Origin of the sequence: Corallococcus sicarius (assembly GCF_003611735.1) — a bacterium.
Lineage (GTDB): Bacteria > Myxococcota > Myxococcia > Myxococcales > Myxococcaceae > Corallococcus > Corallococcus sicarius.
The window spans coordinates 1-19,567 of record NZ_RAWG01000180.1 but is presented as its reverse complement, the minus strand read 5'-3'; the positions used below and the strand labels follow the sequence as shown (position 1 = coordinate 19,567).

The 19,567-nt window shown below is 67.8% G+C and carries 16 protein-coding genes; 8 read left to right on the top strand and 8 right to left on the bottom strand.

The window, feature by feature from the left end; translation table 11 throughout:
* Nucleotides 1-23 precede the first annotated feature (23 nt).
* Together D7X12_RS25045 and D7X12_RS25040 are read right to left on the bottom strand one after the other, a co-directional pair.
* Nucleotides 24-1,679: a trypsin-like serine protease gene (locus D7X12_RS25045; RefSeq protein ID WP_120627800.1), complete on the bottom strand. Its 1,656-nt coding sequence runs from the start codon at nucleotides 1,677-1,679 to the stop codon at nucleotides 24-26.
* 135 nt (nucleotides 1,680-1,814) lie between these two features.
* On the bottom strand, nucleotides 1,815-2,192 hold the full coding sequence (locus D7X12_RS25040; protein ID WP_120627799.1) for a SpoIIAA family protein: 378 nt from the start codon (nucleotides 2,190-2,192) through the stop codon (nucleotides 1,815-1,817).
* A 198-nt stretch (nucleotides 2,193-2,390) separates the two neighbouring features.
* On the opposite strand from D7X12_RS25040, the gene D7X12_RS25035 reads away from it, so the two are divergent.
* Together D7X12_RS25035 and D7X12_RS25030 are read left to right on the top strand one after the other, a co-directional pair.
* Nucleotides 2,391-2,777 carry a hypothetical protein gene (locus tag D7X12_RS25035; RefSeq protein WP_120627798.1) on the top strand — a complete coding sequence of 129 codons (387 nt, stop codon included), beginning with the start codon at nucleotides 2,391-2,393 and terminating at the stop codon, nucleotides 2,775-2,777.
* A 118-nt stretch (nucleotides 2,778-2,895) separates the two neighbouring features.
* The gene (locus D7X12_RS25030; protein ID WP_120627797.1) at nucleotides 2,896-3,924 is read left to right on the top strand and encodes a class I SAM-dependent methyltransferase; all 1,029 of its coding nucleotides are present in this window, start codon (nucleotides 2,896-2,898) and stop codon (nucleotides 3,922-3,924) included.
* Between the two features lie 43 nt (nucleotides 3,925-3,967).
* Here the strand turns inward: D7X12_RS25030 and D7X12_RS25025 are convergent, their stop codons facing one another.
* Complete coding sequence (locus tag D7X12_RS25025) at nucleotides 3,968-8,926, bottom strand: GAF domain-containing sensor histidine kinase (protein WP_120627796.1); 4,959 nt, start codon at nucleotides 8,924-8,926, stop codon at nucleotides 3,968-3,970.
* Between the two features lie 446 nt (nucleotides 8,927-9,372).
* Here D7X12_RS25025 and D7X12_RS25020 point away from each other — a divergent pair, with 446 nt between their 5' ends.
* From D7X12_RS25020 to hppD, 3 genes are read left to right on the top strand one after another with little or no spacing between them, the layout of a single operon-like run.
* Complete coding sequence (locus D7X12_RS25020) at nucleotides 9,373-10,353, top strand: fumarylacetoacetate hydrolase family protein (protein ID WP_120627795.1); 981 nt, start codon at nucleotides 9,373-9,375, stop codon at nucleotides 10,351-10,353.
* Entirely contained in the window at nucleotides 10,350-11,009 is a 660-nt protein-coding gene (gene maiA, locus D7X12_RS25015) for a maleylacetoacetate isomerase (RefSeq protein WP_120627794.1), read from the top strand. Before D7X12_RS25020 ends, maiA begins: the two co-directional genes overlap by 4 nt.
* A gap of 36 nt (nucleotides 11,010-11,045) precedes the next feature.
* Nucleotides 11,046-12,209 (top strand): 4-hydroxyphenylpyruvate dioxygenase, encoded by a 1,164-nt coding sequence (gene hppD, locus D7X12_RS25010; RefSeq protein WP_120627793.1) that lies wholly within the window; start codon nucleotides 11,046-11,048, stop codon nucleotides 12,207-12,209.
* A 23-nt stretch (nucleotides 12,210-12,232) separates the two neighbouring features.
* On the opposite strand, the gene D7X12_RS25005 is transcribed toward hppD, so the two are convergent.
* Nucleotides 12,233-12,634, bottom strand: a complete 402-nt coding sequence (locus D7X12_RS25005; RefSeq protein ID WP_120627792.1) for a hypothetical protein — start codon at nucleotides 12,632-12,634, stop codon at nucleotides 12,233-12,235.
* A 58-nt stretch (nucleotides 12,635-12,692) separates the two neighbouring features.
* On the opposite strand from D7X12_RS25005, the gene D7X12_RS25000 reads away from it, so the two are divergent.
* Nucleotides 12,693-12,935 (top strand): hypothetical protein, encoded by a 243-nt coding sequence (locus D7X12_RS25000; protein WP_120627791.1) that lies wholly within the window; start codon nucleotides 12,693-12,695, stop codon nucleotides 12,933-12,935.
* Here the strand turns inward: D7X12_RS25000 and D7X12_RS24995 are convergent.
* The 4 genes from D7X12_RS24995 to ygfZ all read right to left on the bottom strand — a co-directional run bounded on the left by D7X12_RS24995 (nucleotide 12,932) and on the right by ygfZ (nucleotide 18,558).
* Nucleotides 12,932-13,162, bottom strand: a complete 231-nt coding sequence (locus tag D7X12_RS24995; RefSeq protein ID WP_147443799.1) for a hypothetical protein — start codon at nucleotides 13,160-13,162, stop codon at nucleotides 12,932-12,934. The genes D7X12_RS25000 and D7X12_RS24995 overlap by 4 nt on opposite strands.
* Before the next feature lie 995 nt (nucleotides 13,163-14,157).
* Nucleotides 14,158-15,597 (bottom strand): SPRY domain-containing protein, encoded by a 1,440-nt coding sequence (locus D7X12_RS42540; protein WP_147443798.1) that lies wholly within the window; start codon nucleotides 15,595-15,597, stop codon nucleotides 14,158-14,160.
* Nucleotides 15,594-16,709: a tyrosine-protein kinase family protein gene (locus tag D7X12_RS24985; protein ID WP_158620115.1), complete on the bottom strand. Its 1,116-nt coding sequence runs from the start codon at nucleotides 16,707-16,709 to the stop codon at nucleotides 15,594-15,596. Before D7X12_RS24985 ends, D7X12_RS42540 begins: the two co-directional genes overlap by 4 nt.
* Nucleotides 16,710-17,475: 766 nt before the next feature.
* Nucleotides 17,476-18,558, bottom strand: a complete 1,083-nt coding sequence (gene ygfZ / locus D7X12_RS24980; protein ID WP_120627788.1) for a CAF17-like 4Fe-4S cluster assembly/insertion protein YgfZ — start codon at nucleotides 18,556-18,558, stop codon at nucleotides 17,476-17,478.
* A gap of 38 nt (nucleotides 18,559-18,596) precedes the next feature.
* Here ygfZ and D7X12_RS24975 point away from each other — a divergent pair, with 38 nt between their 5' ends.
* Nucleotides 18,597-18,923: a cupin domain-containing protein gene (locus tag D7X12_RS24975; protein ID WP_120627787.1), complete on the top strand. Its 327-nt coding sequence runs from the start codon at nucleotides 18,597-18,599 to the stop codon at nucleotides 18,921-18,923.
* The coding region (locus D7X12_RS24970; protein ID WP_279637242.1) for a vitamin K epoxide reductase family protein at nucleotides 18,920-19,567 on the top strand (648 nt) is incomplete at its 3' end. The genes D7X12_RS24975 and D7X12_RS24970, both read left to right, overlap by 4 nt.

Genomic DNA, 19,567 nt, shown 5'->3' with positions numbered 1-19,567 from the left:
AAGCAGGGGAGCGGGGCCTGAGACTACTGGATGTTCCAGGCCAGGGTGCCGCTGCACTCGGAGGCGCCGAAGCAGCCGATGCGGATCTGGTACGTGCCGCCCGCGCCCGTGGGCACGGTGTAGTGGCCGCGCGACAGCGAACCGCACGCGTCGTCGTTGAACGTCACCTGCTGGCCGGCGGCGTTGAACAGGCGCACCACCGTGTCACCCGTGCCGGACGCGCCCGTCACGCCGCAGCTGCCGAAGGACAGCGCCTGGCCCGCCACGAGCGCCACGTCCGCGTTCACCGTGCCCTGGGTGGCGTTGTTCGTGTTGCTCACGCTGAAGGAGGTGGAGCCGCCCGCGGGAGGCGTCGTGCCGCCCGCCGTCACCTCCCAGGAGACGGTGCCGCCGCAGGAGGTGCCCTGGTAGCAGCCGGCGCGGATCTCATAGGTGCCCGCGACGGTGGCCGTGAAGGTCAGCCGGGAGCCCTTGCCGCCGCACGCGTCGTCATTGGAGGCGACCTCCATGCCGGAGGGGCCGCGCAGGCGCAGGAGCGAGTCGCCGGTGACGGCCGCGCCCGTGACGCCGCAGGTGCCCAGGGTGAGCTTCTGTCCGGCCGCGAGCGTCACCGTGCCGTTGACGGTGTTGCGCGTGGCGCTGAAGGTGCTGGACGCGGAGAAGTCGTACTTCGTGGGCGGGGGCGGCGTGGTGTTGCACAGCCGCTGGTTGATGTTCCGCGCGCAGAACTCCTGGATGGCGTGGTGCACGTAGACGATGCCCTCGCCGGAGCAGCCCGCCTCCGTGCAGACGTTGACCTCGTTGCAGTCCTCGCCCTCGCGCTCCACGTAGTCCGGGGCGCCGCTCACCAGGATGCCGGCCACGGTGTGGGTGGCCGTCTCGTACACGCCGGAGCCGGAGTTGCCGGAGAAGCTGTCCGTGGTGGCGATGAAGTTGTCCATGAAGGCCGCGTTGTTCTGCCGCACGGCGCCGCCCGAGTCGATCTTGAACGGGATGCCGCTGCCGCTGCCGATGATGGCCACGTTGGCGCCCACCGCGAGCGCGGCGGTGCCCGGGCGCACCGGCGCGGGCTTGAAGCGCGGCGCCGCCGAGCGGTCCAGCTTCACGACGGCGAAGTCCACGTAGCGGTCCTCGTCCTGCTCGTCGTACTCCTCCTTGCGCGCCAGGAGGGTCTTGCAGGAGAAGACGTCCGCGCTGGTGATGGTCTCCATCACCCCGTCGGCGCTGCGGTAGAACTTGAAGACGAAGCGCGTGTCGTCGCACTCCTCCTGCGTGACGATGCAGTGGCCCGCCGTCAGCACCAGGTCATCGTCGATGAGCGTGCCCGAGCAGTAGGCCGGCGCCGGATCGTCGCGGAAGCGCTGGTCGCTGCACAGGTTCTCCCAGTCGTTCAGCGTCCCCAGCGTGAAGCGGATGTCGTTCGGGTTCGAGGCATCGATGGCCTCCGAGTACATCAGCGCCGCCGTGGACTGCCGGGCCCGCTCCTGCAGCGTGGCGCTGGGGTGCGCGTAGACGTCCTGGCGATCATCGTTGCCGTACACGACGGGCGTGCGGGACTCGCCAAGCGGGGCCTGCGCGGGCGCGTCCGACTGGGGAGCCGGTCCGCAGGCCAGCGCGGTGAGGGTACACAGGAGGGGGCCGAGCAGCTTCGCTCGGAAGGCGGGGACGGACAGGGACATGCGGGGTGACTCCTGACGGTGCGGCAACAGACACAGTGAAGGAATGGGGTGTTACTGTAACACGTAGGCAGACCCGTGCGGTCGCAGGGCCGCTGCGAACCGGTGCTCGGGTGGGTGGGGTGACGGACGACGGACTCAGTCGGCGTCAGGCGCTTCGAGCCAGGCCAGGGCCTCGGCGCGGGACTCGAAGGTCTTCGCGGGGATGGTGAGGCCGGCGTTCTTCGTCATGCGCCAGGCCTGCAGGCCGCTGCCGGGATCCACCACCACGCGCGCGGAGCGCACCATGCCGCGCTGCTGGGCATAGGCGTTCAGCCGCGCCATCTCTCCCACCACCGTGGAGGGCATCACCCGCAGCCGGGACTGGTCCACCAGGGCGGACCACTCCTTGCCTCCCCGGGCGGTGATGTCCTTCTTCAGTTGCTCGACGTACTCGGTCACGTCCTTCGGCGTCACTTCCGAAGGGTAGATGACCTCGATGATGTCGTGGGGCAGGTGGGCGATCTCGATCTTCATGCGCGGAACGGCTCTCCAGGCGGGGCGCGCCATCCTAACCGCAGTGCCTGTCGTCGCATACCGGACGCCCGCATTCCCTTGGGGGACGGGCACGGAATGTCAGACCTTGCTGGTAGATCCGTCCCTGCCAGCTCGACCGGACCCGGTGCGCCACGACGCGCGCGCCGACTCCAGAAAGCAGCCGGCAAGGGGGAGACCATGCGAACGAAGCTGTATGTCCTGGGCGCGGTCCTGGGAGCGGCCCCGGGCCTGCCGTCCGCGCTGCTCGCGCTGACGGGAGCGCCGTCCCTGGAAACCCACCCGGAGGCGCGGGGGGATGGCCGCGGGGCGGTGTCCGGCAACCACGCGGTGGTGACGCCGCTGCCCGTGGACGCCGGGAGCGACGCGGGGGATGCGGGCACCGGCACGTCGCCGGACGGCAGGCCGGAGGTCCGGGACGCGGGCCACCGCACCCGGGCCACGGAGGCGCCGCTGCACCCGTGTGAGCTCATCACCATCGTGGCGGTGCCGTGCGACGCCACGCGGGCCACCTGCGAGTACACGTACTGGGAGTGCCCGGAGACGGCCCACCCGCTGAGGGTTTGAGGCTCCGGCCGCGGCGGTGGGGGGCAGGGCCCGGCTGGTTGGTTGGAGCCGGGCCTGGCGGTTGGCGGGGGCGTGGGAAGTGGAACGCCCCCGCTCCCGGGTTGTCAGGATGATGCCTATGCGCCACCTCTTCCCGCTGGTCAACACTGCGGCTCCCCTGGTCGCCCAGGATGCGCACCACCTGTTCCTGGTGAAGAATCTGGCGCAGGAGCTCCCACCGGAGGAACCGTCCGGGGAGGCGAAAGAGTGGCTGGACGCGCTCTACGCGCGGATGGCGCAGGGGCCGGACGAGGTGCTGCACGACGGCATGAACGCCCTGCACCGGGGCCTCATCGCGAGGCGGCGGCAGTGGAGCCCGGAGGCGTGGAAGCGCTTCTGCCTGGAGGTGGCGCGCAAGCACCCCATCCGGTACCTCGTGCACCAGTGTCCCTTCACCCGGCACGCCTTCGAGCGGCCGCGCGGCTACGCCGGGGATGCGGCCCTCATCGACTACCTCTACATCGACCACGCGGCGGACGAACTGCACGCGGGGCGCGAGGTCTACCGGTACATGCACGGCCAGCCCAGCGCGTGCAGCGTGCGCGAGCGGCGGGAGCTGCTCACCCGCATGATGGATGAGACGGCGGATCGCAGGCCCGACGGGCGCGTGCTGTCGGTGGCGTGCGGGCACCTGCGGGAGGCGGAGCAGTCGCGCGCGGTGGCGGAGCGCCGGCTCCAGGAGCTCATCGCGTTCGACCAGGATCCGGTGAGCCTGGCGGAGGTGTCCCGGCTCCACCCGGACGGCGTGGTGCGGCCGGTGTGCGGCTCCGTGCGCGCGCTGCTGTCCGGCAAGGTGACGTTCGCGGAGCTGGACTTCGTGTACTCGGCGGGGCTGTACGACTACCTGTCGGACTCCGTGGCCAGCCGCCTCACGTCCGTGTTCTTCGGCATGCTGCGCCCGGGGGGCCGGCTGCTGGTGGCCAACTTCGCGGTGCACCCGCCGGAGACGGGCTACATGGAAGCCTTCATGGACTGGTGGCTCACCTACCGCGACGAGGACGGCATGCGCGGGATGCTGGCGGAGACGCCGCTGGAGCAGGTGGCCAACGTGCGGCTGTTCCGCGACAGCCAGGACAACGTCATCTACCTGGAAGTGACGCGGCGGTAGGCCGTGGGCCGTGGGGCATGGGGCCCGCGCCGCGCGCGGGCCCTCAGTGCACCGGGCCGCCGGCGCGGGGCAGGGTGACGGTGAAGGTGGAGCCCTGCTCCGGGGCGCTCGCCACGTCGATGCCGCCGCCCAGCGCCTGGACGATTTCGCGGACGATCCACAGCCCCAGGCCGAAGCCGCCGTAGTGGCGCACGGACACCGCGCGCTCGAAGCGCTCGAAGATGCGGGCCCGGTCCTCCTCCGCGATGCCGATGCCGTGGTCGCGCACCAGCAGCCGCACGCGGGACGCGTCCCCGTCCAGCGTCACCTCCACGGGCTTGCCCGCGCCGTACTTCATCGCGTTCGTCAGGAGGTTGCCCACCACCTGCTCCAGCCGCAGCGCGTCCCAGTGGCCCACGAAGCGCGGCTGGGTGGCGTGGAAGCGCACCTCGCACTCCGCGCGCGTCAGGGACTCGCGGCTGCGCTCCAGCTGCCCGCGCACCAGCGCCACCAGGTCCACGTCCTCGCGCTTGATGTGCAGCTGCCCCTGCGCGATGCGGGAGATGTCCAAGAGGTCGTTGACGAGCTTCCCCAGCCGCTGCGTCTGCGAATAGGCGGACTCCAGCTTCGTGGTCAGCTTCTCCGGCGCCATGGGCGCGCCCTTCGCCTTCGCCTGGAGCCCCTGGATGTGCAGCTGCAGCGACGTGAGCGGCGTCTTCAATTCGTGCGCGGCGATGGACAGGAAGTCGTCGCGCCGGCGCACCGCCTCCTGCTCTTCTCTGTACAGCCGGCCCTGCTCCTCGGAGAGCGCGGCGATGCGCTCGAAGTTCTCCGTGTTCTCCAGCGCGGCGCCCGCGAGCACCGCCACGAAGGACGCCAGCCGCTCCTCGTCCTCGCCGAACAGCGCGCCCACCTTGCGGTGGCTGGCCACCACGCACGCCACCGTCTTGCCGCGCACCTGCAACGGCGCGCACAGGAGGGAGCGCACGCCCAGCAGCTCCATGCTCTCGCTGATGCCGCCGGGCAGGCCCTGGCCCATCACGCTGATGCGGCCCGTCTCCAGCGCCCGCGCGAGCGCGGTGCGGCTCAGGCCCTGGGACTTCGCGTCCTCCTCCGACACCAGCACGCGGGGGTCCACCACCGCGCAGCGCTCCGCGCGCAACAGCTCCACCATGGACTGGCGCGCGGCCTCGAAGACGGCCTCGCGCGACAGGGCGGAGGCGAGGCGCCGCCCTGCGTCCAGCACGCGCGGGAAGCGGTCCACCAGCGACAGCGTGCCCACGCCCGCCGAGGTGCCCGGGTCCGCTTGCAGGCCGTCGTCCAGGGCCTCCAGGTCGCGCGTGGCCGTCTCCACGTCGCGCGCGGCCCAGGCCCAGCCCAGCGCCAGGCCCACGTCGCCCCGGGCCTTGAGCGTCAGCGCGCGCTCCTGGCGCATCTCCAGGGCTTCGGCCACGCGCAGCGATTCGTTCAGCAGCTTCCGGGCCTGCTTGGGACGGCCGCGCAGCGCCGCCAGCAACCCGCGCTCGCGCAGCGCGTGGGGCAGGTTGTTGCGGTAGGTGCGCGCCACGGCGTGGGCCCGCTTCGCCACGTCCTCCGCTTCCGCCAGGAGCGCGTCGCGCCGCTTCGGGTTCAGCGGGCTGCTCTCCTGCGCGAGCTGCCGGCGCGCGGTGGCGAGCCACGGGGTGATGGGGGCCACGTACTCCTGGCGCAGGTGCGCGTCCTCCACCACGCGCTCGGCGCGCTCCAGCACCTCCGCGGCGCGCGCCACTTCCCCGTCCCGCAGGAGGCGCAGGGCCTCCGCCTGGAGCACGCCCGCGAAGGACTGCGGGTCGGTGGCGGTGGGCGCCGCCAGCTCCGCCTCCAGCAGCGCGGCGGGGATGCGGCCCCCGGTGGACTTGGCCCACGCCTCCAGCCCCAGGCGCAGCGAGTACCGGTCCCCCAGCGCGAGCGCCGCCGCGTGCAGCCGCTGGCTCACCCCCGTGGCCTCCTTCAGCCGGCCCAGGCGGTAGAGCGACATGGCGATCTGAAAGGTGGCGTTGTTCACCTCCCACGGGTCGCCGGTGCGCTCCAGGAGGCGCACCGCCTCGCGGCACCGCTCGATGCACTCGCGGAAGCGCGACGAGGCATAGAGGGCCAGGCCATAGAAGTGCAGCGACTGGCCCTGGCCCCACACGTCTCCCAGCTGCTGCCGCAGCGCCAGGGACTTCTCCGCGTACGCGTACGCGCGCTGGAACCAGGGCAGGGTGGTGAGCGCGGGCGAGTGCGCGGAGTACGCCTGCGCCAGCTCCGGCGTGGGCGGGTAGCGCTCCGCGAGGTTCATGTCCCGCAGGTGGGCCCACAGCACGGCGGCCCGCCCCCGCTGGTACCAGTAGCCGTAGGCGAGCCGGCTGTAGAGGTTGACCGCGAGCATGTCCTCCTCGCCCTGGGCCAGCGCCTTGCGGCCCAGCCACAGGCGCGGCGCCACGGTGTGCGCGGCCTGGGTCAGGATCTCCCACGCGGCGCTCACGCCGGTGGTGAGCCCGTTGGGCGGCACCCAGCGGCCCATCAGCTTCAGGCCCTGCTCCAGGTAGGCGTTGGCCTGCACCGTCTGGCCGCGCTTGAAGGCGAGCTCTCCCAGGTGCCCCAGCGTGCGGCCCTGCTCCAGCCGGTCGCGCGCCAGCCGCTGCGCGGCCTCCAGCTGCTGCTGGGCCTCGTCGTAGCGGCCGCGCATCATCAGCGCGGTGCCCAGGCCGGAGGCGATGCGGAAGCGGGTGTGCGGGTCGGCGCCTTCCGCGCCGCGCTCGGCGATGCGGTAGTTGAGCTCCGCGGTGTCCAGGGCGAAGCGCTGGCGCGCCTGCTCCGCGGCCACCAGCGCGTAGGGCAGGGCCTGCGCGGGCTCACCGGCGGCGTCGAAGTGGTAGGCCAGCTCGAAGGGGTCCGTCGGCACCGTCTGCGCGGCGGCGCGCGCGGCCAGGCGGTGCAGTTCACGGCGCTCCTCGGGGGACAGCAGGTCCAGCAGCACCTCGCGCAGCTTGTCGTGCACGAAGGTGGAGCGCGTGCCCTCCATCCACAGCATGTGCCGGCGGCGCGGCGGATCCAGCGCCGCGTTGACGGCCTCCACCGGCGTGCCGGACAGGGCCGCGACGGCTCTTGCGTCGAAGGACTTGCCCAGCACGGCGCCCACGCTCAGCACGTGCAGGGACTCCGGGGGCAGCAGGCGCAGGCGCCGCACGAGGAAGGTGGCCGCCTGGCGCGAGGAGCGCGCGTGCGCCATGGCCTCCGGCTGCACCTGCCAGCCCTCCGGGCCGGGCATGAGCACGCCGTCCTCCACCAGCCCGTGGAGCACCGCGGAGGCCATGAAGGGATTGCCCTCCGACAGCCGTGTCACCAGCTCCACCGCTTCGGGCGGCAGCACGCCGGCCATGGACTCCGCCAGTCGCGCGACCTCCGCCGCGCCGAAGGCGGACAGCTTGAGGTGCGCGCTCGGCGCGAGCCGCCGGAGCACGTGGCCCGCCGGGATTTCCTCGCTGCGGAAGGACACCAGCAGGAGCAGGCGCCCGTCCGCGGGACGCCGGCCCTGGGACCAGGCCTCCAGCGCGCGCAGCGTGAGCGCGTCCGCCCACTGGCAGTCCTCCAGCACCACCACCGCGGGCGCCTCCTGGGTGCCCAGGGCGTTGAGCAGCGCGGTGAGGCACCAGATGCTGCGGCTCTCGCTCAGCGACTCCGGCCCCAGGCCCTGCCCCTGGGGCTGCGCCACGCCGGGCAACAGCACCTGCGTGAGGTGGGGCAGCACCGTGCACAGGCCCGCCTCCTGCCCCGCGAGCCGCTCGCGCAGGAGCGCTCCCAGCGCGGGCTGCTCCTGGACCGCCTGGGCGATGCCGTCCGCCACGCCCGCGAAGAGCTGGAAGGGGCGCTGCGCCGCCTGGTCCTGCGCCTGCCCGTGCAGCACCCAGGCACGGTGTCCCGTGGCGCGCGCGGAGAACTCCTCCAGAAGCCGGCTCTTGCCGCCGCCGGACTCGCCCTCCACCACGACGCCCCGGGCGCCCTGGGTGCTGGCGTGCGCCAGCTCGCGCTCCAGCGTGGCCAGCTCCTCGCGGCGGCCCACGAAGGAGGGCTCGGTGAGGCTCTGGCGGTGGTCATGCGCGCCGGTGACGAGCGCGGGCTCCGCCTCGCCCCGCGACAGCGCGGCCTCCAGGGCGTTCAGGTCCGCGAGCGCGGCTTCGGCGGACTGGTAGCGGTCGCGCGGATCCGTCTGACTCAGCCGGGCGATGAGCTCCTCCATCGCGAGCGGCACCTCCACGCCCACCGCGCGCAGCCGGGGGTGCGAGTCCAGGTGCAGCCGCAGCACCTCGCCCACCGACGTGCCCTCCAGCGCGGGCCGGCCCGACAGCGCCTCGAAGAGCACCAGCCCCACGGCGTACAGGTCCGACGGGGCCTCCAACGGCCGGTTGAGCAGCCCCGCCTGCTCCGGCGACAGGTAGCGCGCGGTGCCCACCGGCAGGTCGCGCAGGGAGGGGTCCAGCCGCTCGCTGCGCGCCAGGCCGAAGTCGGTGAGCCACGCGGCCGACATCGGGTGGTCGCGCACCAGCACGTTGGACGGCTTCACGTCGCGATGAAGGACGCCCTCGCGGTGCGCCTCCGCGAGCGCCTCCAGCAGGCGCTGGCCCAGCGTGATGGCCTCCGGGAGGGACAGCGGGCCGCGCAGGAGGCGGGCCTCCAGCGTCTCGCCTTCAATCCAGGGCGTGACGAGGTAGAGCAGGTCGTCGAAGGTGCCCAGGTGGCGCACGGGCACGAGCGCGGAGCCCTGCAGCCGTGACAGCACCTCCGCCTCGTGCTCCAGGCGGTGGCGCGCGGTGGGGACGAAGGCGGACAGGGAGGTGACCTTCACGAGCAGGCGCTCGCGCGTCAGCAGGTCCAGCCCCTGCCAGGTGGAGATGCCCCGGCCCGTCTTCAGGCGCTGGCGCAGCTCGTAGCGATTGCCCAGCCGCTGGCCCGAATGGGGCTCCCCGGGGGTGTCGCCGGCCTGTTGGAAGCCTCCCGCCATTCAGTACCCTCGCGCGCCCCGCCACGTCGCCCCGGCGGCGCGGCCGGCCGGACGTCCCTTTCCCACAACCTGGGTTGCCGCCCGGGTCCCTGCCAGGGGGAGCGACACCCACCGTGCGTGCATTGCTTGGGACTTGAACAGCCGAAGTGCCTTCGCTTCCCGCACTCTTCCCTGCTGCACCTTCGCCTGTTCGCGGGGCAGCCAGCCGTCCAGGCCCCGCCGTCAAGCAGGGAACGCAGGCCTCGTGGGTTTCCACGACACGGGACGTGTGGAACCGCACGCTGTCAGCAGTGCGCATGCTACCGGCCAGCAGCGTTGCTGGAGGGGAAGCGGAATGCCGCGCCGCGTTCAACAGGCGTGCTTGACACCCCTGGGGCCGCGACGGAAAAGCCGGGCAGTTCAGGCGGTCCGCCTTTCCCCCACCCGGCCGCCGAGGGAGCCCGGAATTGAAGCTCGCGACGCTCAAGGACGGAACCCGCGATGGGCGGCTCATCGTCGTCAAGCGCGACAACTCCGCATATGCGCTGGCCACCAACGTGGCCCTCACGCTGCAAGCGGCCCTGGACGACTGGGACGCGCGGGAGCCGCAGCTGCGCGCCCTGGCCCAGCAGCTGGAGCTGGACGCGGTGCAGAGCCGCCCGCTGGACGTGAAGGCGCTGCACGCGCCGCTGCCCCGCGCCTATGAGTGGGTGGATGGCAGCGCGTACATCAACCACGTCCTGCTGGTGCGCAAGGCGCGCAACGCGGAGCCGCCGGCCACGCTGCGCACGGATCCGCTGGTGTACCAGGGCGGCTCCGGCGACTTCCTGGCGCCCACCGCGGACATCCCCCTGCGCGACGAGGCGTGGGGCCTGGATTTCGAGAGCGAGGTCTGCGTCGTGCTGGGCGACACGCCCATGGGCACGCAGGCCCAGGACGCGGGCAAGCACATCAAGCTGGTGATGATCGCCAACGACGTGTCCCTGCGGAACCTCATCCCGGAGGAGCTGGCCAAGGGCTTCGGCTTCTTCCAGAGCAAGCCCGCCACCGCGTTCGGTCCCTTCGCGCTGACGCCGGACGAGCTGGGCGAAGCGTGGCGGGACGGCCGCGTGCACCTGCGCATGCGCAGCGTGCTCAACGGGGAGCTCGTGGGTGACGCGGACGCGGGCCCGGAGATGCACTTCTCCTTCCCGGAGCTCATCCAGCACCTGACGCGCACGCGCGCGTTCACCGCGGGCACCATCCTGGGCAGCGGCACGGTGTCCAACGAGGACCGCTCGCGGGGCATCTCGTGCCTCGCCGAGCGCCGGATGATTGAAACCATCGACGAGGGCAAGCCGAAGACGGCCTTCATGAAGCCCGGGGACACCATCGACATCGAGATGCTGGATGCCCAGGGGCACAGCCTCTTTGGCCGCATCTCCCAGACGGTGGTGAAGGTCCCATGAAGCACGTGCGCCTCCATGGCTACTGGCGCTCGTCCGCGTCCTGGCGCGTGCGGCTGGGGCTGAACCTGAAGGGCATCCCCTTCGAGTACCTCGCGGTGCACCTGGTGAAGGACGGCGGGCAGCAGCACCAGCCGGCCTACCGTGCCATCAACCCCATGGGCCGCGTGCCCACGCTGGAGTGGACGGACGACGACGGGCAGGAGCGCCGGCTGTCGGAGTCGATGGCCATCCTGGAGTACCTGGAGGAGCGCGTGCCCTCGCCCGCCCTCCTGCCCTCCGACGCGTACCTCCGGGCGCGCACCCGGATGCTGGCGGAGATGGTGAACTCCGGCATCCAGCCCCTGCAGAACACGTCCGTGGTGCTGCGCGTCAAGGACGTGTTGAAGGCGGACGAGAAGGCCTGGGGGGCGCACTGGAACGTGCACGGGCTGACGTCGCTGGAGGCGGCGGTGCAGGCGACGGCGGGCCGTTATTGTGTGGGCGACGCAGTGTCGTTCGCGGACGTCCTGCTCGTGCCCCAGCTCTACGGCGCCCGTCGGCTGGGTGTAGACCTGAAGCCCTTTCCCACGCTGCTGCGCATTGAAGCGGCGTGCAACGAACTTCCCGCCTTCCAGGCGGCGCAGCCGGACCGGCAGCCCGACGCGCAGCCGGTGTAGTCCCCATCTTCTTTCGCATCACGAGGAGTCAGCGACATGGCCAAGCAGGAATCGCTGGGCATCAAGACCCTGGAGAGCATCCACTGGTACGTGCATGACCTGGAGCGCAGCCGCCAGTTCTACACGAAGGGGTTGGACTTCGCGGAAGTGGCGGTCTCCGGGCCGGAGCTGGACGCGCACGGCAAGCAGAAGTCGGCGCTGTTCCAGGCGGGGGACGTGGCGCTGGTGGTGAGCCAGCCTGTCGGCGAGGGGGGCCGGGCATGGCGCTACCTGCGCAAGCACCCGGACGGGGTGGGGACGCTGAACTTCGAGGTGGAGGACGTGGAGAAGGCGTTCAAGCTGCTGGATTCGCGCGGCGCCACGTTCATCACGGACATCCAGCGCTTCAAGGACGAGGGGGGCGGCACGCTGGCGTTCTTCTCCATCACCACGCCGTTTGGTGACACCACGTTCCGCTTCCTGCAGCGGGACAACTACAAGTCCATCTACCCGGGCTTCCAGGTACACGCGCAGCCCAGGGGCGGCCAGAACAAGTATGGCTTCGACCGGGTGGACCACGTCACGTCGAACTTCCAGACGATGAAGCCGATGCTCCTGTGGATGGAGCACGTGATGGGCTTCGAGAAGTTCTGGCACATCGAGTTCCACACCGACGACGTGGCGTCGCAGCAGAAGCGCGACCACGGCAGCGGCCTGAAGTCGGAAGTGATGTGGGATCCGAAGAGCGGCGTGAAGTTCGCGAACAACGAGCCCAAGTTCCCGTTCTTCAAGGCCAGCCAGATCAACATCTTCAACGAGGACCACCGCGGTGATGGCGTGCAGCACCTGGCCATCACGGTGAAGGACATCCTGACGTCCGTGAAGGACATGCGGCAGAACGCGGGCATCCAGTTCATGCCCACGCCGGGCTCGTACTACGACGCGCTGCCGGAGCGCATCCAGCGCATGGGCATCAAGAAGATCGACGAGGACATCAACGTCCTGCGCGACCTGGAGGTGCTCATCGACGGGGACAAGGAGCGCAGCTACATGCTCCAGATCTTCATGAAGGACGCGGCGAGCCTCTACAAGCAGCCGGACGCGGGCCCGTTCTTCTACGAAATCATCCAGCGCAAGGGCGACCAGGGCTTCGGCGGCGGCAACTTCCGCGCCCTGTTCGAGAGCATCGAGCGTGCGCAGAAGGCCGAAGGGCGCATCTAGCGTTCGCTTCGGGCGGCAGCGGCTCAGTCCTCGGGCAGGCTACTGCCCGGGGGCGGGTCCTGCTGCTCCCCGGCATCAAGGATCGCGAGGGCGAGCGGCTTCGCCTCGCGGTTCAGGTTGATGGGGCTCACCCCGCGAATGCGCTGGAGGGACTCGCGATCTCCGATCAGCGCGAGTCCCAGGGAGGCTACCGCGTACTCGTGCGCCGAGTTCGTCCTCGCGAACCACGGCTCGTCGAAGACGCGACGCAACGTGGTGACCACGCTGCGATCTCCTGCGAGAGCCCCCCGGACCGCGACATCCAGTTGCTCGTAGCTGTCGAGCGGCTCGTCCCCATGGGGAGTCCGCGGTGCGTGACGGCGCACATCCTCCAGCAGGATGGCGCGAGCGCGGTCGATGAGTCGCTGCTTCTCCTCGGAGAGCATGGCGCTCCCGAGGGTAGACTCCCGCGCGGAAGAGGGACAAGGATTTGAGGGCACCCCCATGAACCTCATCGAGCCGGTCATCCTCGTGGGCGCCGCGGTGGGCGGTGTGGTGGGCGCGGTCATGGGCTTCGGGGCCGGGCCCTGGTGGACGGTGGGCGGTCTCCTGGCGGGCGTCGTACTTGGCGCGCTCGCCTTTCCCCTTCTGCTCCTCGCACTGGGCCTGCTGTTCAGCCTGTTGACGCAGGGGCCCCGCAAGCTGCTGAGCCTGATGCGCGGGGCTCCCTGGACGAAACGCCGCTAGAGGGGCGCCGGGCACTCGCTCGTGCACAAGTCGTACTCCGCATGGCAGGCCGCAGCCGCCTCCGCGGTGGGCGCGTTCCGCAGACAGTAGTTCCGGGCCAGCTCGCACGCGTACTCGCACGGCGGCGGACGCATGGCCTGCACCGGCGCTTCGGCGTCCGCTTCCGTGCCGCCACAGCCCGCCAACAGCCCCACCGACATCAGACCCACGAGGATGGCCAATCGCATTCGAGTCGTCCTTGGAATGCTTTACGGGGTTGTAAAGCGTTCCCAGGATAGCGATGTCCGTGCCCCCAAGGGCAGACAGGGGGAGGGTGGGAGTGAAAGGAATTGAACGCCGCCTGTCACCCGGTACGCCACCCCTCGAAGGCTTCCCATCCTTCTGGGGGCATTGGGATCCCCATCGCGTCCAGGCACTCGCGAGCCTGGGCGTTCCATCCGGGTTCCGTAAGGCTCCCGGGGGGGGCGCCTGCCAGGGACTCCGCGAGCGCCTGCACCTTGGGGGTTGCTGCCCGGAAGCGCTCTGCATCCGGGCTTCCCCACGCCTTCGCGCAGAACGCTGCGAGCGCCGCCATGCGGGACTGGAGCACCGTACGCAGTTCCTCAGCAGGGGCTTGCGTGCACCACCGTTCGTAGAGGCGAGGTGCAGCCACTACGGTCAGGAGATTGAGCGCCTCAACGACCCAGGTCGCCTCCTGCTCCCATGAGGCATCAGCCACAGATGGGCCCCAGGCGAGCGTTGAAGGGCAGCGTATTGAACAGCAGGGCCTTCCCCGTCGTGCTGTCGCCGCTCATGCACGTGTAGACCGCCCATCCCGAGAAGACGAGGTTCTCCGTGCCCTTGATGAAGCAGTAGGGACACTTTCCTTCGCCACAGCTCGAAACGAAGCACGCCGTGCTTCCGCAGGTGACGGTCGCAGGCCATCCACGCTTGATGCACCCGGGGGCCTTCGTCAGGGGAGGCTCCGCATGAGCTGCCGACAGTCGCAAGGCTCCCAGCATTCCGAGTCCCAGCAGCAAGCTCGGCAGTGTCTTTCGCGCATATCGCCGCAGGAACCACTCCTTCGCTCGAGGAAGCTTCAGGAGCCTATCATCCGGCATTGGGCCTGTGTGCCCTTGCGCACGGAGTCCTGCCTGCTCTCACTCCCAGGGCGTGGTCATACCGGCCGGTCATCCGAGGCAACAACATCCCTGACGCAGGGGCCTCCAGGCGCGACGCAAGACTAGCGCGCGCGCGCAGCTCCTCCCTTGCGCAGAATGCCGAACCCATAGCGATATATATCGGGGACATCAATGCGTCCGTCGGGCCTTATGCTGATTACTCCAAGGCGTACGAGTTCATCAACTACAGCACGGCCATCCTTAGAGAGCCCCTGTTTCTCGTTCGGAACTGGCTGGCTAACGTCCTTAACGACCTCGTCTGGGTCGAGGAGCAGTCTTCGCCCTCTCAGGTTTTCTAGACGAACAACCAGTTCGTACTCCTCTTTTATCTCTCCAACGCGAGTGCTTGATGTTTCTTGGAGTGACTCTAGCAGATCCTGAGGCGTGATTAGGCGGATGCCGGTCCCGAGTGGATGTTTGGCCGCCTCACGACCAGCGAATCCAATTAGGCAGAGCATGGAGCGAGGAACAATTCTCCCTTGGGCATCCTGTAGATGGTTCGGTATCCATCTGTAGGTGTATCCCTTTTTCGTTCCCGTACCCATTACTTCCCCGGCTAGCAATGTTGCGAATCGGTGCTGGGTTGATTCAGACATGGGGCCTGGGTACCAGCCGAACTCACCATGCTTCGTAAGCTCCAGTGCATGCCGACCAGTTGAAAGGCGGCCTAGCCATACGCGTAAATCTTCGCTTTGAGACATGTGTCGAACAACTGCTCGATAAAGAGACTCGACATCCCATTCGATAGAAACGGAGCGCGCACGAAGTTTGCTCGCGTCCGGGAAGCCAAGTTCTCCCGCATCAAGCAAGTCGTCACGGAGGAAAATTTTTGCACGTAGTTGGCGGTAGCGGTTGGAGTAGGATAACCAGAGTGCAAGGAGCGCACCGACATAACGACGACGAACGCTTGGATCGAATGAGCCAATTCGATCAAGGTGATCATAAGTCGCAAATACCAGTTGCTTTTTTAGAGAGAGAGCTCGCTCGACCTGATCGAGGGCTTGGGAGATTTGCCCCAAGTGTGCTTGTGCTATGGGTATCCAAGACTTCAAGTCTGTCCGATGTTGACTCCATGCGTTGCGCACTTGTTCTGGAACACTAACCAACGTAGGCATCTCTTCGCTGATGCGAAGTAGAAGATGTGTCATCCAGAATGTGCGTAAGGATTCGCTACTTGCTTCCTTGCCATACTGATCTAGGGGAGTGACCTCAGGATGGTGATGCGATTGAGAGAAGGCCTCTATCCACTTGGCGTCCGGGATTCTTTCGTCGTCTATTAGGCGCCTTAGTTGCTTTGGCCCATCTATCGCGCTCAGGAGCCTGAAGAGAGCGCTTTTGCCCGCTCCACGGCCTCCTCGAATAATTACAATTTCTGGTCGCAGAGCTAATGCGTGAGAAGGCAAGGGCAGGAAGACCTTTTCGAGGTCCTCTGTGTTTTCTGATTCTCTATGGGAGAGTTTTTCAAGTGCCGTGAGAAGTTGCAGTCTGTCCTGTGATTTCATGGGAGGTCCTCCTCTGACTCTTCATCGCCTGAATTGGCGTTGGATTGAGGCTCCGGGCTGCAAAGCTCTTTGATTCGCAGAAGTAAATGCTGGTGTTGCTCTGAGAACAGATTGTCCCTTACGGACAGTATGGACGAAAATCGCTCAAGATCAGGATCTTGTCGTAGCGGCCATGGCCAGTGTGCTGCAGTTTTGTCCGTAGGTGCGGGGGGATCTTCTTCATAGATGTGTTCACAGAAGCTGTCGTAGGTACGCTCTTGGAATTTTGCGAGTTCCAGCTTGCCAGAATCGGATTCGGGATCTCTGGGAGCAAAGCCATGAACCACAATGCATCTCAGGTCTTGCGAGTTTTTTCTAATGCCAAGAGCCTGGATTGCTATGTCTAGGCCGCGGAAGGACTGTTCAGATGCCCTGCCAACGAGAACATCGACATGCGAAACCCCATGCAGAGATAGTCCTGCCAAATCGTGTAGCCCTGCCCTGGCATCTAGAAAAATGTAGTCGGGCTTGAGGGCGCTACGAACCTTTAGGACGAGTGCCCGAAGGGCATCTTCTACGGGGCTCGCCTTTCTTGAATCCCACGGTGTGGCATTGATGAAATCGAGCCTTGCTAGTTTTTCTAGGTAGTTTATGTCGAGGTTTCCAGCAGGGACAACATCGACCTGCATGGCGTCTTCAGCGCCGAATCCTTGCGCAGGAGCGTGAAGTCCATCGAGGTCCAGAGACCCAACAGCGAGAAAGTCTACGATGGCGTCGACAGCTCCCCGTTGTGTTTCGGCTTCGAGCAGTGCTCCTAACCCGGGGGCTTCAAGGTCTAGGTCGATAATCGCAACGCGCTTGCCCTCTCGTGCAAGTTGCCATGCGCACGAGGCGAGAGATGTTGTTCGACCCACTCCGCCCTTAAAGGAGTAGAATGTTACTAGCGGCGGAACTCCCTTGACCAATGGCCAAGGAGGAGTGAGCTTGTCTGAGTCAAGCCAGCTATGCTTCGAAAGCCTTCGTTCGAGAAGACGCCACCGATTTCCTTGGGGGACTACTGGATTGCCAGAGACGGGGTCTTCGTAACTGCAGTTCTTCCAAGGGTGGGCGGAATTTAGAATTTCTCTGGCCACCCTGGCCCGCTCGCCTGTGCCAAGCGTTGTTAGGATTGGCGGGACGAAGTACGATTTAAGTTGGTTTCCAATTTTAGACTCAAGCGCGCTGCAGAAGCTGCTTGTTTGTTCCTGCGGTTGAGTTTCTTGAGGGTCTAAGACTAGTCGAATGCGTCCGCGAAGATCACGTACGGCGCATGCGCGTTTGAAGTTGTGAAAACCCTCGGTTTGCTCGCAGATTTGGAGCAATGTAGGCAGTACTCGATCGAAAGTTGTCATGAGAAAATATTTGCATCCAATCGGCCGTCTGCCCATAGAGATGAAACAATGGCGTCAACTGCTTCTCTAGCCTCGCCAATGAGCTCTGAAGTTTTCTCTTGAGAATGATGGCCTGTTTGTGCGTAGCGACATTGAGGATCCCACTTGGCGAGTGAGGGGTATCGTTCGGCCCAGTTTAATGGATTGTACCGCCTAGCTATCGGGTCGATGTCTAGCGCTAGCTCAATTAAGGGATCGGCGTTCTTGCCCAGCAAATGCCCAAGAGGCTTGTCGATCCACCGAAGTGCGAGAGTCGCTTTTCGGGCGCACTCTGGGCCAAACCCAGCGAGATGGTAGCTTTGGTCAAGTGATTGGAATGGCGATTTTGCTGCCGCGAGATGCTCGGCATCGCGTATGTGCCGCAAGGCTGCAGACACTAGTTTATGAGCGGGTAATGATAGTTTTTCCATGGTAGGGTGGCGTAACGTAGTCGTGTGAATTTTTGTGCTTGTTGTATGGGAGGAGGCGGTTAGGAAGTTGTGAACGGGAGCGCGGCCACGGTGACGGTGGCGGGACCTTCCGCGAGCGTCAGCTCCGTGCCCGGCTCCAGCGAGTCGCGGTGCACATACCCCAGCGCCACGCGCTGGCCCTTCACCGGCGAGCGCACCACGCTCGTCACCCAGCCCACCTTCTTCTCACCCCGGCGCAGCTCCGTGCCGGGCGCCACGTCCGCGTCTCCATCCCCCAGCAGCAGCCCCGCGAGCTGTCGGTTCATGCGACCGCGGAAGGTGGCCCGGGCGATGACCTCCTGCCCGATGTAGCAACCCTTGTTGTACGAGATGGCGTGCGTGAGGTTCGCCTCCAGCGGGATGGTGGTGTCCACCATGTCCTGCCCGTAGCGCGGCACCCCCGCCTCCACCCGCAGCAGCTCCAGCGCGTCGAACCCCAGCGGCTTCAGCCCGTGCGCCGCGCCCGCCTGGGTGAGCGCCGTCCACACGGGCTCCAGCCCCGCGCGCGGCACCAGCACGTCCACGCCCGTCACCCCGCCCGGCAGCGCCGTGCCCAGGAGCCACACGTCCTGTCCCGCGAGCACCGCTGTCCGGCTGAGGTTCGCCGCGAGCGGTTCGAAGGGCGCGCCCAGCAGGGCGGTCAGCACCTGGGCCGCCCGGGGACCGAGCAGCCGCAGCCAGCCCAGGTCCGGGGTGCCTTCGTGCAGCTCGGCGTCCTCGGAGATGAGGTACTTGTCCAGGAACTCCCGCACCTTGGGGCCCAGCCCGGGCTCCAGGTCCAGGAGGAGGTCGCCCTCCCGCTTGAGGATGCGCGCATCTCCCACCATGGCGCCCTTCACCGTGATGAAGGCGGCATAGGCGGCCGAGCCCACCGGGAGGTTCTTCACCTCCTGGGTGACCATGCCGTGGAGGAAGGAGGCGCGATCCTCCCCCGTTATCCGGAGGATTTCGCGGTAGGACGCATCGTGCAGTGCCACGGCGTCGCGCGCCGCGCCATACTCCGCACCCACGTTGCCGTACCCGGACACCACCTCACGGCCACCCACCGAAATGAAGCGGGCACCCGCGTGCTCGTGAACAAAATGCAGCGACAGCGGTTCCATGCCCGTCGCTATATAGAGGCGAAGGAGCGAATGCCACGATGGATGTAAAGCAGCTTGCGGCGTTCCAGGGCTTCTCCCTGGAGAAGCTCCAGAAGCACACCGTCTTCCAGTCCGGTCGCTTCTTCCTCGACGTCTACTGCCTGGCCCCAGGCCAGGCGCAGAAGCCCCACCGGCATGCCACGTCCGACAAGGTGTACCTCGTGTTGGATGGACAGTGCCGCTTCCGCATCGGCGATGAGGAAGCGACGCACGGTCCCGGCTCCACCCTCTTCGCCCCCGCGGGCTCCGAACACGGCGTCGTCAACGACGGCCCGGACAATGCCCGCCTCCTCGTCCTGATGACCCCCCCTCCGGAGCACGCATGAGCAAGAAGGCCTCGACCCCGGCCGCCCCCGTCCCCACCCGTGGCGCACTCGCGCTGCTGCTCTTGGGAATCGCCACGAGCGGGCTGGCCATCTACCAGTGGATGGAGCTGCTCACGCTGCGCGCGGGCGGCGCCACCACCTGCGGCATCAACGCGCAGGTCAACTGCGAGACCGTGTGGAATTCGGACTTCGCCAGCGCCGTACACGACACGCTGGGCATCCCCATCGCCGGCCTGGGACTGGTGTGGGGGCTCACCGCGGTGGGCCTGTCCGCGCTGTACCTCGCGTGGGCCAAGGCGAAGCGCTCCGTGCGTCCGGCCGCCAGTGGCCTGCGCCTGCTGGCGCTCGCGGGCGTAGTGTCCGTCGCCGTCTTCGCCGCCGCCAGCGCGCGGGTGGGCGTGGTGTGCCCCACCTGTGTGGGCACCTACGTGCTGGTGCTCGCCTTCGCGGCCGTCGCGTGGCGGGGCCTGCCCGGACCGCTGCTGCCCCAGGCGGGCGAGTGGGGGGACACGCTCAAGTGGACCGTGGGCATCACGGCCGTCGCCTTCGTCGCCATGCTGATGCCGGGCCGGGCCACGCCGCACGCGCCGAAGGCCGGCGCCTTCCTGCCGCCGCCCGTGGCGAACGCGTCCCAGCCCACCCCC